Here is a 15,818-nt window from a genome sequence, read left to right as displayed (position 1 = left end):
ATCGCTCAGATCGTCCAGCACACCGGCGGCGTGATCGGAGTGTCCTGGCTGATGATCGCCCTCCCGTTGGTGGGGGCGTTCATTCTGCTGGCGTTCGGCCGGTTCACCAACCGCTGGGGCCATCTGCTGGGCGTGGCCATGTCCCTCGCCTCGTTCGTCGTGGCGGTGCTGGCCTTCTTCGAACTCATGGGGTTCGGCGAGGCGCAGCGCCGGCGCGGCGTGCATCTGTACGAGTTCATCCCCGGCGTCGCCGACATGGGCCTGCTGATCGACCCGCTGTCGATCAGCTTCGCGCTGCTGATCACCGGTGTGGGTTCGCTGATCCACATCTACTCGATCGGCTACATGTCGCACGACGAGCACCGGCGCAGGTTCTTCTCCTACCTGAACCTGTTCGTGGCCGCGATGCTCCTGCTGGTGCTGTCCGACAACTACGTCGGGCTGTTCATCGGCTGGGAGGGTGTGGGCCTGGCCTCGTACCTGCTCATCGGGTTCTGGCAGTTCAAGCCGTCCGCGGCGGTGGCCGCCAAGAAGGCGTTCGTGGTCAACCGGGTCGGTGACCTCGGCCTGCTGATCGGCATGTTCATCATCTGGAGCACGTTCGGCAGCCTCGCCTTCGGCGACCTGACCCACCAGGCCATCGGCCAGCAGTCCTCGGGCATGATGACCGCGGTCGGCCTGCTGCTGCTCCTGGGCGCCTGCGGCAAGTCCGCGCAGCTCCCGCTGCAGTCCTGGCTGCTCGACGCCATGGAGGGCCCGACCCCGGTCTCGGCCCTGATCCACGCCGCGACCATGGTCACCGCCGGCGTCTACCTGGTGGTGCGCTCCGGCGCCTTCTTCGAGGTCTCCAGCGCCGCGTCGCTGGCCGTCACCATCGTCGGCGTCGCCACGCTGCTCGCCGGTGCGATCATCGGTTGCGCCAAGGACGACATCAAGAAGGGCCTGGCCGGCTCGACCATGTCGCAGATCGGCTACATGATGCTGGGCGCGGGCCTCGGCCCGGCGGGCTACGCCTTCGCCATCGCCCACCTCATCGCGCACGGCTTCTTCAAGGCCAACATGTTCCTCGGCGCAGGCTCCGTCATGCACGGCATGAACGACGAGGTCGACATGCGCAAGTACGGCGGCCTGCGCAAGTACATGCCGATCACCTTCATCACGTTCATGGTCGGCTACCTGGCGATCATCGGCTTCCCGTTCCTGTCCGGCTTCTACACCAAGGACGGGATCATCGAGACGGCCATGGAGCAGGGCCAGTGGATGGGCTGGCTGGCCATGCTGGGCGCCGGCATCACCGGCTTCTACATGTCCCGCATGATCTTCATGACGTTCTTCGGCGCGAAGCGCTGGGACAAGGAAGCCCACCCGCACGAGTCCCCGGCGGTCATGACGGTGCCGCTGATCCTGCTGTCCATCGGCTCGATCGGCCTCGGCTACTACCTGGTCATGGACAACCGGTTCATGAAGTTCCTGGCCCCGGCCGTCGGCCTGCCGGAGCACCTGCCCAAGCCGCACGTCTTCAGCACCACCCAGGTCGGCCTGGCCACGCTCGCGCTGGTCGCCGTCGGCGCCGCGTTCGCCTGGTTCAAGTACGGCCGCGCTGCGGTCCCCGCCGTCCAGCCGCGTGGTTCGTTCCTGACCACGTTCGCCCGGCGTGACCTGTACGGCGACGCGCTCAACGAGTCGCTGTTCATGCGCCCCGGCCAGTGGCTGACCCGGATCGCGGTGTTCTTCGACAACCGCGGCATCGACGGGCTGGTCAACGGTCTGGCCGCGGGCATCGGGGGCAGCTCGGGCCGCCTGCGCAGGCTCCAGACGGGCTTCGCCAGGACGTACGCGTTGTCCATCCTGATCGGTGCCGCCCTGCTGACCGGCGCCCTGCTCCTCGTTGGGAACATCTGATGTCGTCGTCATTCTGGCTACCCACGCTCATGGCGGTGCCCGTCCTGGGCGCCGTCGTGGTGGCACTGCTTCCCAAGGGCAGTGAGAAGCTGGCCAAGCAGATCACGCTGCTGGTCTCGCTGGCCGTGATGGTGCTCAGCATCGTCATGGCGTTCCAGTTCAAGACCTCCGGGCCGCGCTTCCAGTTCGGTTTCGACCGGACCTGGATCGAGTCGTTCGGCGTGCACTTCGCGCTGGGCGCCGACGGCGTGGCGCTGGTGCTGATCCTGCTGTCCACGGTGCTGGTGCCGATCGTGGTGCTGGCCTCCTGGCACGACGCGGACGGCGTCAAGACGGCCGACGGCACGGTCGTCGCGCCGAAGCGGTCGGTCAAGACGTACTTCTCGCTGCTGCTCGTGCTCGAGACGATGATGATCGGCGTCTTCGCGGCGACCGACGTCTTCCTCTTCTACGTCTTCTTCGAAGCCATGCTGATCCCGATGTACTTCATGATCGGGTCGTACGGCGGCGCCCAGCGGTCCTACGCGGCCGTCAAGTTCCTGCTGTACTCGCTGTTCGGCGGCCTGCTCATGCTGGTCGCGGTCATCGGCATGTACGTCGTCGGCAAGTCGTTCCAGTTCGAGCAGCTCGTCGGGGCCATCCAGGACCCGACCACGCAGAAGTGGCTGTTCGCCGGGTTCTTCATCGCCTTCGCCATCAAGGCCCCGCTCTGGCCGGTGCACACCTGGCTGCCCGACGCGGCCGCCCAGGCCCCGGCCGGCGCCGCGGTGCTGCTGGTCGGCGTGCTGGACAAGGTGGGCACGTTCGGCATGCTCCGCTTCTGCCTGGAGCTGTTCCCCGAGGCGGCCAAGGCGTTCACCACGCCGATCCTGGTGCTCGCGGTCATCAGCATCCTGTACGGCGCGATCGTGGCCATCGGCCAGACCGACATGAAGCGGCTCATCGCCTACACGTCGATCTCGCACTTCGGCTTCATCGTGATGGGCGTGTTCGCCATGTCCCAGGTGGCCCAGAACGGCGCCACGCTGTACATGGTCAACCACGGCTTCGCCACCGGTGCGCTGTTCCTGGCGGCCGGGTTCCTGATCGCCAGGCGCGGCTCGCCGTTTATCGCCGACTACGGCGGCGTGCAGAAGGTCGCGCCGACGCTGGCGGGCTTCTTCCTGATCGCCGGTCTGGCCGGTCTGTCGCTGCCGGGTCTGTCGTCCTTCGTCAGCGAGTTCATGGTCATGCTGGGCACCTACCAGAGCCCGGCCTTCGGCGCTGGCGCGCTGCGCGTCTTCGCGATCGTCTCCGCGGTGGCCGTGATCCTGGCGGCCGTCTACATCCTGTGGATGGTGCAGCGGGCGCTGAACGGGCCGACGGCCGAGCCGGTCAAGGCATTCAAGGACCTGAACGCGCGCGAGGTGTGGGTGCTCGCCCCGCTCATCGCGCTGATCATCGGCTTCGGGTTCTTCCCCAAGCCGCTGCTCGATGTCATCAACCCGTCAGTGGTGCAGACGATCGCGAACGTGGACGTCCCCACGGCTACCAGTCCTGAAGGGGGGAGTGGTCAGTGAACGACAACGTCATCCCGGCGCCGACCATCGAGTACGGCACTCTGGCGCCGTTGCTCCTGATCTTCCTCGCGGCCATCGTGGGCGTGCTCGTCGAGGCGTTCGCGCCGCGCTACCTGCGTAAGGCGATCCACATCCCGCTCGCGCTGATCGGCCTGATCGGCGCGTTCGCCCTGATCATCGTGCAGGGCGTGCTGGGCGGCGTCTCCACCAAGCCGGTCGCCATGGGCGCGCTGGCGGTGGACGGTCCCACGCTGTTCATCTGGGGCGTCATCGCCGTCCTGTCGATCGTCTGCGTGCTGCTGATCAACGACGAGGGCCACTTCGTCGCCTCGGCGGCGGCCGTGCCAGGCAGCGCGGACGAGGAGGAGGCCGAGACCACCGGCGGCGGCCACACCGAGGTCTACCCGCTGGTGATGTTCGCGGTCGGCGGCATGATGCTGTTCCCGGCCGCGCACGACCTGCTGATGATGTTCGTCGCGCTCGAGGTCATGTCGCTGCCGCTGTACCTGCTGTGCGGCCTGGCCCGCCGGCGTCGCCTGCTGTCGCAGGAGGCGTCGATGAAGTACTTCCTGCTGGGCGCGTTCTCCTCGGCGTTCTTCCTGTACGGCATGGCGATGATCTACGGCTACGCGGGCACCGTCTCGCTGCCGGGCATCAGCAAGGCCCTGGCCACCGGCTCGCAGCTCGACCCGCTGCTGCTGATCGGCTTCGCGCTGCTCGGCGTGGGCCTGCTGTTCAAGATCGGCGCTGCGCCGTTCCAGGCCTGGAAGCCGGACGTCTACCAGGGCGCCCCGACCCCCATCACCGCTCTCATGGCCTCGGGCACGCTCGTCGCGGCCGTGGGCGCGCTGATCCGGGTGTTCTGGGTGGCGCTGGGCAACCTCGACTGGAACTGGCGTCCGATCATCTGGGGCGTCGCCGCGCTGACCATGATCGTGGGTTCGGTGCTGGCGATCACGCAGACCGAGATCAAGCGGATGCTGGCCTACTCGTCCATCGCGCACGCCGGCTTCCTGCTGGTCGGCGTGGTGGCCACGTTCACCAGCCCCGAGGGAAACGCCGTCTCGCTGCAGGCGATCCTGTTCTACCTGGCCGTGTACGGCATCACCACGGTCGGCGCGTTCGCCGTGGTCACGCTGGTGCGCGACCCGGGCGGCGAGGCCGGTCACCTGTCGCGGTGGGCCGGTCTGGGCAAGCGCTCCCCGGTGCTGGCCGGCGTGTTCGCCTTCTTCCTGCTCGCCTTCGCCGGCATCCCGCTGACCAGCGGCTTCTTCGGCAAGTACGCGGTGTTCGCGGCGGCGCTGCAGAGCGGCGCGCAGCCCGGCGACTCGATGGGCGGCTGGATGGCCGGCCTGGTCGTGGTGGGCGTCGTGGCCTCGGCCGTGGCGGCGTTCTTCTACGTCCGCGTCATCGTGCTGATGTTCTTCAGCGAGCCGGCGGCCGACGGCCCGGCGATCGCGGTGCCCAGTATGGGGACCGTCGTCGTCATCGCCGTTTCTCTGCTGGTTACGGTAGGAGTCGGGCTGTACCCGCAGCCTGTGCTCGACATTGCCACTGATGCCGCTTCCGGCCTGTTCATCAGATAAGGGGTTGTTGTATGTCCGCGCCTCCCGTGGTTGACCTTCCCATTGAGGACGAGCGGTTGGCGCAGGACGTGGCCAACGGACTGGCCGCGGTCGAGAAACTCCTGCGTTCGTCCGTGGAGAGCGAGGACGCCTTCGTCACCGAGGCGTCCAAGCACCTCATCGAGGCCGGGGGCAAGCGCTTCCGCACGTTGATGGTGTTGCTCGCGGCCCAGTTCGGCGACCCGTCGGCGCCGGGTGTCGTGCCCGGCGCCGTAGTGATCGAGCTGACCCATCTCGGCTCGCTCTACCACGACGACGTCATGGACGAGGCCCCGGTGCGCCGGGGCTCGCCGTCCGCGAACGCCCGGTGGGACAACACCGTGGCGATCCTCACCGGCGACTATCTGTTCGCCCAGGCCTCGGACATCCTCGCGGACCTCGGTCCGGAGCTGATCCGCATCCAGGCCCAGACGTTCTCCCGTCTCGTGCAGGGGCAGATCCGCGAGACGATCGGGCCGCGCGACGGCGAGGACCAGGTGGCCCACTACCTCAGCGTGCTGGCCGACAAGACCGGCTCGCTGATCGCCGCCTCGGGGCGCTTCGGCGCGCTGCTGTCGGGCGCGCCCGCCGACGTGGAGGAGCGGCTGAGCAGCGCCTGCGAGGCGATCGGCGTGGCCTGGCAGCTCGGGGACGACCTGCTCGACGTGGCCTCCAGCGGCGCCGAGTCCGGCAAGACGCCGGGCACGGACCTGCGCGAGGGCATCAAGACGCTGCCGGTGCTGTACGTGCTGGCGTCCGGGGAATCGTCCCGGCTGACGGAGCTGCTGTCCGGGCCGGTGGCCGAGGAGGACGTCGACGAGGCGCTGACGCTGCTGCGCGCGCACTCGGGCATGGCGCGGGCGCGGGCCGAGCTGGACGCCTGGGTGGACCGGGCCCGGGCCGACATCTCCGGTCTCCCGGACATCCCGGCCAAGGCCGCATTTTTGGCGCTATGTGACTACGTGGTCGAGCGTTCGGGCTGATTTCCGGACGCGGGCGGCGGCGCGCGCCGTCCGCAGACTGTCGTAGGTGAAGATCGCCAAGGCCAGCCAGACGATCGAGAAGCCGATCCAGCGGCTGGACGGCATGGTCTCCTTGGCGATCAGCACCCCGCACATGAACTGCAGGATCGGCGCGATGTACTGCAGCAGCCCGATCGTGCTCAGCGGCACCCTGATGGCCGAGGCGCCGAAGAACATCAGCGGCACGGCGGTGATGACGCCCGCCCCGGCCAGCAGCAACGCGTGGGTCGGGGTGGAGTGCCCGAACGTGGCCTGACCGGAGCTCTCCAGATAGACCAGGTAGGCCAGCGCCGGGGCCAGCAGGACCAGCGTCTCCACGGTCAGGCTCTCGGCCGCGCCGACGTTCGCCTTCTTCTTCACCAGGCCGTACACGCCGAAGCTGACGGCCAGCACGAGCGCGATCCACGGCAGCCGGCCGTAGTCGAGCGTCAGCACCAGGACCGCCAGCGCGCCGAACCCGACGGCCACCCACTGCAGCGTACGCAGCCGCTCACGCAGCAGCACGACCCCGAACAACACGCTGACCAGCGGGTTGATGAAGTAGCCCAGCGCGCTCTCGACCACGTGCCCGGTGTTGACCGCGTAGATGTAGGTCCCCCAGTTGACCGTGATCACCACCGCGGCCAGCGTCAGCAGCGCCAGCTTCTTCGGCTGCTTGAGCAGCGCGCGAAACCACGACCAGTGTCTGCGGACGGCGAGCACCGCCACCACGGCCACCAGCGACCACACCATCCGGTGCGCCAGGATCTCCACGGCCCCGGACGGCTTGAGCAGCGGCCAGTACAGGGGGAACAGCCCCCACATCGTGTAAGCGGCGATGCCGAACAGGACACCGCGCCGTAGGTCAGGCATGTAACCCATAGTCGGGCATTACCACCTTTAAACACAAACGCGTATCGCTATACGGAATCGTGAAGAAGGTCTAAAGCGTTACCGTTGTGTACGGTAGAAGATCCTTCCCGGAGGTGGCACGATGGGCTGGCTGTTCGGCGGCAACAAGACATCGATGGTCCGTCCCGACGAGGCGCTCCCCGGCCGCGCCGCGCGGATGCCCGTGCCCGCCAGGCACGCCGTGCTGGACGCGCCGCTCGCGCCGCCGTACCCCGAGGGCATGGAGACGGCCGCCTTCGGCCTCGGCTGCTTCTGGGGCGCCGAGCGCAAGTTCTGGCAGACGCCGGGCGTCGTCATCACGGCCGTCGGCTACCAGGGCGGCTACACGCCGAACCCGACGTACGAGGAGGTCTGCACCGGCCGCACCGGGCACACCGAGGTCGTCCGGGTGGTCTTCGACCCGGCGAAGGTGTCGTACGAGAAGCTGCTGCGGGTCTTCTGGGAGGCCCACGACCCCACGCAGGGCATGCGCCAGGGCAACGACGTCGGCACGCAGTACCGCTCGGCGATCTACCACCACTCGCCGGAGCAGCGGCGGGCGGCGGAGGAGTCGCGCGAGGCGTACCAGCGGGTGCTGAAGACGGCCGGCTACGGCGCCATCACCACCGAACTCGCCCCCGCCGGCCCGTTCTACCACGCCGAGGAGTACCACCAGCAGTACCTGTACAAGGTCCCCAACGGGTACTGCGGGATCGGCGGGACGGGCGTCGCCTGCCCGGTCGGTCTTACCTCCAGTGAGGCCTGAGCGGGTCGGCCTGATCCAGCTGGGTGGATCAGGGAGGAGAACGCGAGGATCTTCTGCGAGATCCTCGCGTCGCTCATCGGGTACGAGTTCGACGATCTCGACTGGCAGGCGGTGGCGACCGGGCTGCCCGGCACCGACGATGAGCAGGAAGAACGCTGGTACGGCTATCCGCTGGTCGGGGAGACGGCGAGGCTCGATCTCAAGCTGGCCCGGGCGGTGGGCGGCGCGGTGATCTCGGTCGAGGTGTACGGGGCCGTGGGTGACGTGCTTCGGGGGCAGGTGGTGCTGGTCTGCGCCGTGGCCGCCGGCTACGGCCTGAGCCGTTGACCGCGACGGCGGATGTCCCGCTTGTCAGGACCCGGGTGACAGATCGCGACATTCCGACTAGGTGATCTATCGTTCTCCTGCGGCTGAGAATACGGGCGGCCACTGTTGCTTGCCAGACGGGGATGATCGTGACGGACGACGAGGTGTTGTCGCTCACCACTGCGTGGCGGACGCGGTGGGGCGGAACCCCGATCACCTATCAACTGCGCGGCCGGCATGCCGACCGCTGGGTCCGCTTTCACAGCCTTCCCGGGTCCAAGCGATACGCCGGGACCGAGGACGAGTACGAGATCATCCTTGATCGTCATCGCCGGGTGCTCACCGATCTCGGGGCGCAGGAACGGCTCTATGTGATGGCCGTCTACTTCGAGGACGAGAAGGGGAGGATCTCGCCCGATCCGCGTCATCCGGGCGCCGTGCCATGGCTGACGATCGAGCCTGACGACGACTCGCCATTCGTCGTCCCGGCGAGGATCTGCGTGACCATGATCTCCTTCGACCGGCAGACGCTGGACCCGCTGCTGCGGGCCGCGGCGGACGAGGAGCTGATCGACGTGATCATCGCCCCCTTGGATCTCCGGTGGCTCTATGGCCCCTACGACGGCGGGGCCGACGTCATCGCCGCCACCTCCCACGACCGTGACGTCTTGAAGAGCCGCTACGCGGACTGGCTGTCCTCGCACCCGTCCGGGATGTAGCGGCAGAGGGGATCAGCCATCAGCCACAGTGAGCGTGAGATCGAGGCGGACGTTCTGGCCGGAGGCCTCACTCCCGGGGAACGTCAGGTGATCCGGGTTCTCGACCTGGAGCGCCTCGCCGTGGAGAGGGGACGCGTGGCGCCCGAAGACGCCGGACGGATCCAGGAACCGGTCTACGGCGTCCTTCATTCGCTCAGGATGTGGGAGGTCCTGATCCGCGACATGGAGGAGGGGTGGCCGTACCGCTACCTGGTCTACGAGTACATCAATGACCTGACGGTGCGAGATGGCCTGGACGAGTACGGCGAGGCGCTTCGGGGGACGGTTCGTGACAAGTTCGCCGGCGCTCTGGAGCGTCTGGACGCGCGTTTTCGCGCGGTGACGAGGGAGGACGGCGGGGCCGAGCTGGCCCGGTACTGGCGGCCGGTCGCGGAGGGCAGGGAGACCCGGTGGTGGTGGGCCCGGCGGCCGGAGGAGCTGCCTGAGGGCTGGTAGCCGGCCGTGGTGTCATGCCTGGGTGATGCGGTCGCGGAGTTTGGCGGCGTCGGGGTGGCCGAGGTCGTCCAGGATGCGCAGGGCGTTGTGCCAGAGGCGGTGCGCCCCGTCGTGGTCGCCCGACTCCAGAAGATTCTCGCCCTGGTGGGTGAGGGTGTCGGCTTCGTTGTAGCGGTCGCCGAGCGACCGGTAGAGGTCCACTGAGCGCTGGTAGCAGGCCGTCGCCTCCGCGTGCTCGCCCAGGTTGCGGTGCGCGAGTCCGAGGCTGTTGTACGTGTTGGCCAGGCCGTGCCGGTCGTCGATCTCGGTGTGCAGGTCGAGGGCTCGGGTGCAGCTTTCCACGGCCTGGTCGTAGTCGTGCAGGAGCAGCTGGTACCAGCCGATCGCGTTCAGTGCCCTGGCCATTCCCGCGCGGTGGCCGGCCTGTTCGAAGAGCAGGAAGGACTGGCGCGCGTAGTGGAGCGCGCTGCGGTGGTGCTCCTGCAGCACGCGTACGGCCGACAGGTTGCCGTACGTGTGCGCCTGACCGACCGTGTCGTCCGCGGCCGTGTAGATGGCGAGGGCGGAGGAGTAGTGGTCGTGGGCGTCCTCGTACTTGGTGAGCCGCATGTGGGCGCGGGCGAGGTTCCGGTAGGCCGCGGCCTGACCCGACGGGTGGCCGGCGCGGGCCGCGGCCTCGATGGCCTGGCGCTGGCAGGCGATCTGGTCCATCCAGTGGCCCTGGCGGTCCAGGTAGTCGGCCAGGCTCCAGGCCAGTTGCCAGACGTGCGCGTCCAGGGTGAGCTCGGCGGCCTGCTGGACGGCCGCGAGCAGGGCGGCGTGCTGGGTGGTGAACCAGTCGAGTGCGTCGTCGTGGCCGGTGAGCGGTTCCGTGCGCACGCCCGCGACGGCGGGGGAGAGGCCGATGGGGTCGCGGTGCGGGCTCAGGAGCTGGGCGGCGGCGTGCGCGCTGTGCAGGTAGTGGTCGAGCACCCGGTGCACGGCGGCCCGCCGGTCGGCCTCGTCGTCGGTGCTCTCGGTCAGTTCCGTGGCGTACGTGCGCAGGAGGTCGTGGAAGGCGAAGTGGCCGGGACGGTGCTCGTCCACCAGATGCATGTCGGACAGCTCGGCCAAGTGCGCCCGCGTGTCCTGGAGGCCGGCGCCGCTCAGCGACGCGGCGGCCGCGGGGCTGAAGTCGGCGCCGGGATGCAGGCTGAGCACGCGGAACAACCACGCGGCCGGTTCGCTCAGCGCGCGGTAGGACCAGGAGAACACGGTTCTCAGGCAGGTCGCCGGGTCGCCGCAGTCGAACGCGGTCAGGTCGCCGGTCAGCTGGTCGGCGATGGTCCTGAGCGGGAAGTCGTGCTGCACGGCGCTGCGTGCCGCGGCGATGGCCAGGGCGAGGGGCAGCCGTCCGCAGGCGGTGATGAGCGATTCGACCGCGGCGGGGTCGGCGTCCAGGCGGGCCCGGTCGATGCGGCGGGCCAGCAGCTCGTACGCCTCGCCGGTGTTGAACAGGTTGAGACGCAGCGGATGCGCGCCCTCGGCGGCGACCAGTCCGGACAGGCGGCGTCGGCTCGTGACCACGACCAGGCATCTCCCGCCGCCGGGCAGCAGCGGCCGCACCTGCTCGGCGTCGCGCGCGTTGTCCAGCAGGATCAGCATCCGCCGGCCAGCGATCACGCTCCTGAACCGCGCGGCCGCCTGGTCGGCGTCGGCCGGGATCCGCTCCGCAGGGACGCGCAGCGCGTCGAGGAACCCGCGCAGCACGTCGGAGGCTTTCACCGCGTGCGCGGGGCCGTATCCGCGCAGGTTGACGTAGAGCTGGCCGTCGGGGAACCGGTCGCGCACCCGGTGCGCCCAGTGCACGGCCAGCGCCGTCTTGCCGATCCCGGCCGTGCCCGCGATGGCCACGATGGTGACGGCGGGCGGCGCGTCGTCGCCGGGCAGGAGGTCGTCGAGGCGGGCCAGGTGCTCCTCGCGTCCGGAGAAGGAGGTGACGTCGGCGGGCAGTTGCATCGGCGGCGGGAACGCGACGGTCTCGGCCCGGCGGGTGGCGAGCGAGGGGTCCGAGCGGAGAATCGCCAGTTCCAGCTTGACCAGCTCGTCCGCCGGGTCGAGGCCTGCCTTGTCGGCCAGCCTGTCCTTCATCCGCCGGTACGTCTCCAGCGCCTCGTCGCTCCTGCCGTCGCGGTGGAGCGCGAGCATGAGCTGACCGGTGATCCGCTGCCGGTACGGATGCTCCGAGGCCAGGGCGGAGAGCTCGCCGATCACCGCGCGGTGCCTGCCGAGGCGCAGCTCGGTGTCCATCTGGTCCTCGATCGCGCGCAGCCGCAGCTCGGCCAGTTCCTGACGCAGGTGCGCGGCCGCGATCTCGGAGGTGAGCCCGTCGCCGCGCCACAGGCCGAGCGCTTCGGCGTACAGGCCGGACGCCGTCTCGTCGTCGGCCTCTCGGGCCCGGGCGAGCAGGCCGCGAAAGCGGTGCACGTCGACGTCGTTCGGATCCACCGTCAGGCGGTAGCACACCCCTTCACGCTCGATGGTGAGCGCCGGGTCGAGCGCGCGTAACCGGGCGCGCAGCCGGGAGATCAGCGACTGGACGGTGCGCACGGCGGTGTCCGGGGCCTCGTCCGACCAGGCCAGCTCGACCAGTCGGTCGACCGGAACCCAGCGGTTGGCCTCCAGCAGCAGCGCCGCGAGCACGAGGCGTTCCTTGCGCGATCCCACGGGGATGCGGCGGCCGGCGGCGGAGATCTCCACCGCGCCGAGAAGCCGGAATTCGATCAAGGGCGCGCCCTGGCCGCAGATTTCCTGCAGCCGCCCTGCATCTCCCGCTTGCGATGCTGAGCGCGCACGACGACCTCCGCGTGACCCCGATGGGAAGGACGCCCATGTCGATCAAACGTGCGACCACCCTGCTGGTGGCCGGCCTCGTGACGGTGGCCGGGCTCGGCCTGACCGCCTCCACCGCCTCTGCGGACCCGGGCGGCGCCCCCTGCTACGGCAACACCGACGGCCTGTTCATCAAGAGGAAGGACAACAGCTGGCCCAACCTGTGGGCCGACGTGCTCAACTGCGGGCCGGCGCGGAAGGTGACCCTCGATGTCTCGCGGGCGCTCGACCCGTCGTGCGTGACCATCAAGCGCGCCCAGACCGCGCGGATCCACGCCACCGGCGGGGTTCCCGGGTCGACGATTCGCAAGGCGAAGTACTGCTGACGTACTCGGGGGCTGAACGGGTGAGTGCCGGAACGGCTCTCGCCCACTCCCCGTGAGTTCCCAACCCTTCATTCGCCAGGCTCCTGACGTGAGGTAGCTGGATCGTGGTCATCATAGGGCGACTGCGGGGGGCGAAAGCAGCGATCCGGGATCTCATCCCATATCTCAAGACCCATACGATTCGGTCAGGCTTCCGGCTTGAGCCACAGCCGCGGCTGAAGCTCACGGTACTTCTCGTCGAAATCGGGGTCCCAGGGGAACCGGCCTTCCGGGTCGGGCCAGACGACCTCCAGCACCGGGAACGGCGGACGCCGGTAGAACGAGATCGCCCGGCCGAAGAACTCGCGGTACCAGCGGAGGTCGACCTGTTTGAGCACCACGGGATGCCGGTCGAGCAGGTCGTCCCGCTGCTGCCCGGCCGCCACCGGCCGGCCGGGATCTGGTCGGCCAGGTCGTTCAGCAGCGTGTGCATGAGGTGCACGTCCAGGCCGAACATGGCCAGCTCGGGGGAGCGGTGGGTGTGCCAGAGGCCGACGGTGTAGGCGAAGGCCGGGCCTTCGTCGTCGGCGGGGATCATCTTCACGCTCCAGCCGCGCGTCTGGACGTGTTCGATGGTGTGCCGGTCCATGAGGTCCAGTTCGTCCCGGTCGCCGTAGTCGTGGCAGAGGACGCACCGGCAGTCGGGGTAGTCGATCGGCATGGCGCGAGATTACGGCAGATGCCGGACAGGCGCGCTCCGCCCAGGTCTCGGGGCTGATCGCCTGGGCGGAGCGGTGCGGCGCGCGTCGGGTGTCAGCGCGGCGGGGGCGTGTCCGTCCACTCCGCGATCTCGTACGTCTCGTACTCCGAGACCTCGCCCGGCCGGTGGAAGCGGTCGGGCTGACCGGCGGGCGTCAGGCGGCGCGGCCTGCCGTCGTCCCCCGGCGGTAGCTCGCGTGAGCCGCGCGGCGGCGTCGCCATCAGGTCCCGGATGGCCAGCAGCGTGCCCTTGGCCGGGTCGACGATCCACTGACGCCGGTAGGTGCCGAGCTGCTTCGGCGCGGTGAACAGGCCGAGCGGCAGCGTCGTCTCCAGCGGCAGCGAGATCACCACGCCTGATCGGCCGAGCGGGTCGGTCGTGGCGCCGCCGGCCGTGACGCCGGGCAGCGCGGCGAGCATCCGGAACGCGGCCGCCCGCACCGCCGGCGGCGTGGGGGCGGTGGACAGCAGGGTCCCGGCCACGTCGCTGAGCGCTCGCACCTGCTCGGCGCCGCGCAGCGACCGGATCGGCCGCTCGCTCACCTTGGGCGCGTAGGCCGCCCAGTCGCCTTCGAGGTCCAGCAGGGCGTCCTTCAGCCGCTCGGGATCGGTCGGCAGCGCCGCGATCCGCTCCGGTGTCATGCCGTAGAAGCGCTGGTCACCGGTGTTACGGCAGGTGAGCCGCCGGTCCGGGGCGTCCATGAACACCGTGCCAGGACCCTCGGGCGTCGGGACCCGCACCTTCATGGGGGCTCCCGCCTGCCGCCATCTCGCGCGGTCGCGGTCGCTCCACGGGCGGGCGGGCAGATCCTGGGCGGCGGAGCACGCACGCCCGTCGCGCTCGGTCCACTGGTGGTAGCGCATCCGCGATTCGACCTTGTAGTGGGTCGCCCGGTTCTGGCCGACCGCGTAGACCTTGCCCGCGACGCGCGTGGTGTACCAGTACGCGCCGGTCGCCGCCGTCCGCACGTTGCTCGCGGCGACCAGCAGCACGTTGCCCGGCTCGTACGGCTTCCCGCCGCCTCCCGGCCGGCCCGGCCGATCCGGGCGGTCCTGCGGCAGGGAGACGGCGATCGCGGCCGCCGCGACCACGGCGGCCGTCGCCACCAGGCCGATCGCCGGGAGCCTGAGGCTGAGCCTGAGGCTGCGGCGGGGGCTGGGGCGGGGGCGCGGCCGAGTGGCGGAGCGCCAGTCGATGCGCCGGGCCAGCAGGTCCGGGGTCTCCTCGCGGGCCGACGACGTCCGCATGCGGCGCAGCGCGTCCAGTTCATCCATCGTTGTCCTCCCGCGGAAGGGCCTTGCGGAGCTTCGTCCGAGTCCGGTGGATCTTGGCCTTGACGGTGCCGAGCGGCAGTTCCAGCACCGCCGCGATCTCGGCGTACGACAGCTCGCCCCAGGCCAGCAGCAGGATGGCGCCGCGGTCCTGCGCGCTCAGCGAGGCCAGGGCCTTGGCCAGGCGCGGGCCGTGCGCCGCGGCGAGCACGCGGTCGCTGACCCGCTCGGCGACGCCGTCCTCGGCCGGGTCCACGCCGGTCCTGGCGAACGCCCTGAACATGCGGGTCTCCTGGCGGTGGTGCCTGGCGATCAGGTTGCTCGCGATGCCCCACAGCCAGGCGGCGAACTCCGCGCGGCCGTCGAACCGGTCGCGTCGCCTGAACGCGGTGGCGAACGTCTCGGCCACGACGTCGTCGGCCAACGTGACGCCCAGACGGCGCTTGACGTAGGCGTGCAGGCGCGGCGCGTGGCGGCGGAACAGCTCGCCGAACGCCTCGGGGTCGTCCCAGGAGGCGGCGACGATCTCCGCGTCGTCGAGCCGTTCAGCAGGCCGCTCGGCGGGCCGACTCACCACTCCGGCCGTGGCCGGGGGGCGGTGTGGCGCTTCATGGTCGGTTCCTCCGGATGCAGGGTGCTTGACGTACTCCTCTCTCCCGCAGCCCGCTTCCTGGTTGCATCCTTTTCCCGCCCCTCTACGGACGGCAGACGCCGGGCAGCCGGCACACCTTGGCCGCCATCTTCCTGGCGTCCTTGGTGAGCCGGCCCGGGTCGTAGTCGCCCTCGGTGGTGGTGTAGATCATCAACGCGCTGCCCCGGCGGGCGACGACGCCGGTGATGGTCTGGTTCACGCTGCCGTCCTGCCAGGTCCGGTAGCCCATGCCGACGGATTCGTCCCCGACCTTGACCTTGCTCGTCCGCCACTCGATCTTGAGCTGGGGCGAGTCCGGGTCGCCCGTGCGCGCGCACCGCTTGACCTCCGCGCGCAGCCGCCCGAGCGCGGCGTGGGCGGCGCGCGGGCTTCGGTAGACGATGAGCTGTTCGGCGGAGCCGCTGGGTGCGCTGGTCCAGAGCGTGATCGTACGGGCCGCGACCCGGCCGCGGTCGGCCGCGCGCCGGTGCCCGCACGGGTTCAGCTCCAGGGGTCTGGTGAGCTTGTCGCTGATCTCGTAGCCCTGCTCGTAGGCCATCTCCGGGTCCATCTTCTTGCGCGCGGCCGGCTCGGTGAGCAGGAAGTTCTTCGGGATCTCGGTGACAGCCGCCGGAGACAGGGCCAGCAGCAGGGAGAGCGTCATGCTGATCACGAAGGGTTGGATGCCGTTTTGCCGGGCTTGGTTCTCGATGCCCTGATGAACAGCGGTTTCCCGT

The 15,818-nt window shown here is 69.8% G+C and carries 14 protein-coding genes and 1 pseudogene; 9 read left to right on the top strand and 6 right to left on the bottom strand.

Annotated features, from left to right (window positions below; all coding sequences use genetic code 11):
- The first annotated feature begins 51 nt into the window (after positions 1-51).
- The 4 genes from nuoL to HII36_RS12005 are packed head-to-tail and all read left to right on the top strand — an operon-like array spanning position 52 to position 6,048.
- Entirely contained in the window at positions 52-1,902 is a 1,851-nt protein-coding gene (gene nuoL, locus HII36_RS12020) for an NADH-quinone oxidoreductase subunit L (protein ID WP_173523224.1), read from the top strand.
- On the top strand, positions 1,902-3,461 hold the full coding sequence (locus HII36_RS12015) for an NADH-quinone oxidoreductase subunit M (RefSeq protein WP_173523206.1): 1,560 nt from the start codon (positions 1,902-1,904) through the stop codon (positions 3,459-3,461). Before nuoL ends, HII36_RS12015 begins: the two co-directional genes overlap by 1 nt.
- On the top strand, positions 3,458-5,047 hold the full coding sequence (gene nuoN, locus HII36_RS12010) for an NADH-quinone oxidoreductase subunit NuoN (protein ID WP_173523205.1): 1,590 nt from the start codon (positions 3,458-3,460) through the stop codon (positions 5,045-5,047). The genes HII36_RS12015 and nuoN overlap by 4 nt, the downstream gene beginning before the upstream one ends.
- Positions 5,048-5,058: 11 nt before the next feature.
- Positions 5,059-6,048 carry a polyprenyl synthetase family protein gene (locus HII36_RS12005; RefSeq protein WP_173523204.1) on the top strand — a complete coding sequence of 330 codons (990 nt, stop codon included), beginning with the start codon at positions 5,059-5,061 and terminating at the stop codon, positions 6,046-6,048.
- Here HII36_RS12005 and rarD read toward each other — a convergent pair.
- Positions 6,016-6,939, bottom strand: coding sequence for an EamA family transporter RarD (gene rarD / locus HII36_RS12000; protein WP_173523203.1), 924 nt, complete (start codon positions 6,937-6,939; stop codon positions 6,016-6,018). The two genes, HII36_RS12005 and rarD, sit on opposite strands and share 33 nt — an antisense overlap.
- Before the next feature lie 121 nt (positions 6,940-7,060).
- Between rarD and msrA the strand changes: the two genes are divergently transcribed.
- From msrA to HII36_RS11980, 4 genes are all read left to right on the top strand, one after another.
- The gene (msrA, locus tag HII36_RS11995; RefSeq protein WP_173523202.1) at positions 7,061-7,723 is read left to right on the top strand and encodes a peptide-methionine (S)-S-oxide reductase MsrA; all 663 of its coding nucleotides are present in this window, start codon (positions 7,061-7,063) and stop codon (positions 7,721-7,723) included.
- Positions 7,724-7,834: 111 nt separating this feature from the next.
- Positions 7,835-8,050, top strand: a complete 216-nt coding sequence (locus HII36_RS11990; RefSeq protein WP_173523201.1) for a hypothetical protein — start codon at positions 7,835-7,837, stop codon at positions 8,048-8,050.
- A gap of 128 nt (positions 8,051-8,178) precedes the next feature.
- Positions 8,179-8,748, top strand: coding sequence for a DUF3885 domain-containing protein (locus tag HII36_RS11985; protein WP_217369411.1), 570 nt, complete (start codon positions 8,179-8,181; stop codon positions 8,746-8,748).
- 87 nt (positions 8,749-8,835) lie between these two features.
- A complete protein-coding gene (locus HII36_RS11980) occupies positions 8,836-9,243 on the top strand; it encodes a hypothetical protein (RefSeq protein ID WP_173523200.1) in 408 nt (135 codons plus the stop codon).
- Between the two features lie 12 nt (positions 9,244-9,255).
- On the opposite strand, the gene HII36_RS11975 is transcribed toward HII36_RS11980, so the two are convergent.
- On the bottom strand, positions 9,256-12,009 hold the full coding sequence (locus HII36_RS11975; RefSeq protein ID WP_173523199.1) for an AfsR/SARP family transcriptional regulator: 2,754 nt from the start codon (positions 12,007-12,009) through the stop codon (positions 9,256-9,258).
- Between the two features lie 104 nt (positions 12,010-12,113).
- On the opposite strand from HII36_RS11975, the gene HII36_RS11970 reads away from it, so the two are divergent.
- Positions 12,114-12,440 (top strand): hypothetical protein, encoded by a 327-nt coding sequence (locus HII36_RS11970; RefSeq protein ID WP_173523198.1) that lies wholly within the window; start codon positions 12,114-12,116, stop codon positions 12,438-12,440.
- A gap of 185 nt (positions 12,441-12,625) precedes the next feature.
- Here the strand turns inward: HII36_RS11970 and HII36_RS56505 are convergent.
- The 4 genes and pseudogenes from HII36_RS56505 to HII36_RS11950 form a co-directional block, all read right to left on the bottom strand.
- Positions 12,626-13,017 (bottom strand): annotated as a pseudogene (locus tag HII36_RS56505) (DUF4262 domain-containing protein).
- Between the two features lie 215 nt (positions 13,018-13,232).
- Entirely contained in the window at positions 13,233-14,453 is a 1,221-nt protein-coding gene (locus HII36_RS11960; RefSeq protein WP_173523197.1) for a CU044_5270 family protein, read from the bottom strand.
- A complete protein-coding gene (locus HII36_RS11955; protein ID WP_173523196.1) occupies positions 14,446-15,024 on the bottom strand; it encodes an RNA polymerase sigma factor in 579 nt (192 codons plus the stop codon). Before HII36_RS11955 ends, HII36_RS11960 begins: the two co-directional genes overlap by 8 nt.
- Before the next feature lie 121 nt (positions 15,025-15,145).
- On the bottom strand, positions 15,146-15,745 hold the full coding sequence (locus HII36_RS11950; RefSeq protein WP_173523195.1) for a sensor domain-containing protein: 600 nt from the start codon (positions 15,743-15,745) through the stop codon (positions 15,146-15,148).
- Positions 15,746-15,818: the final 73 nt, after the last annotated feature.

The organism is Nonomuraea antri, from assembly GCF_013283785.1.
Lineage (GTDB): Bacteria > Actinomycetota > Actinomycetes > Streptosporangiales > Streptosporangiaceae > Nonomuraea > Nonomuraea antri.
This window is presented reverse-complemented; position numbering and strand designations above follow the sequence as displayed.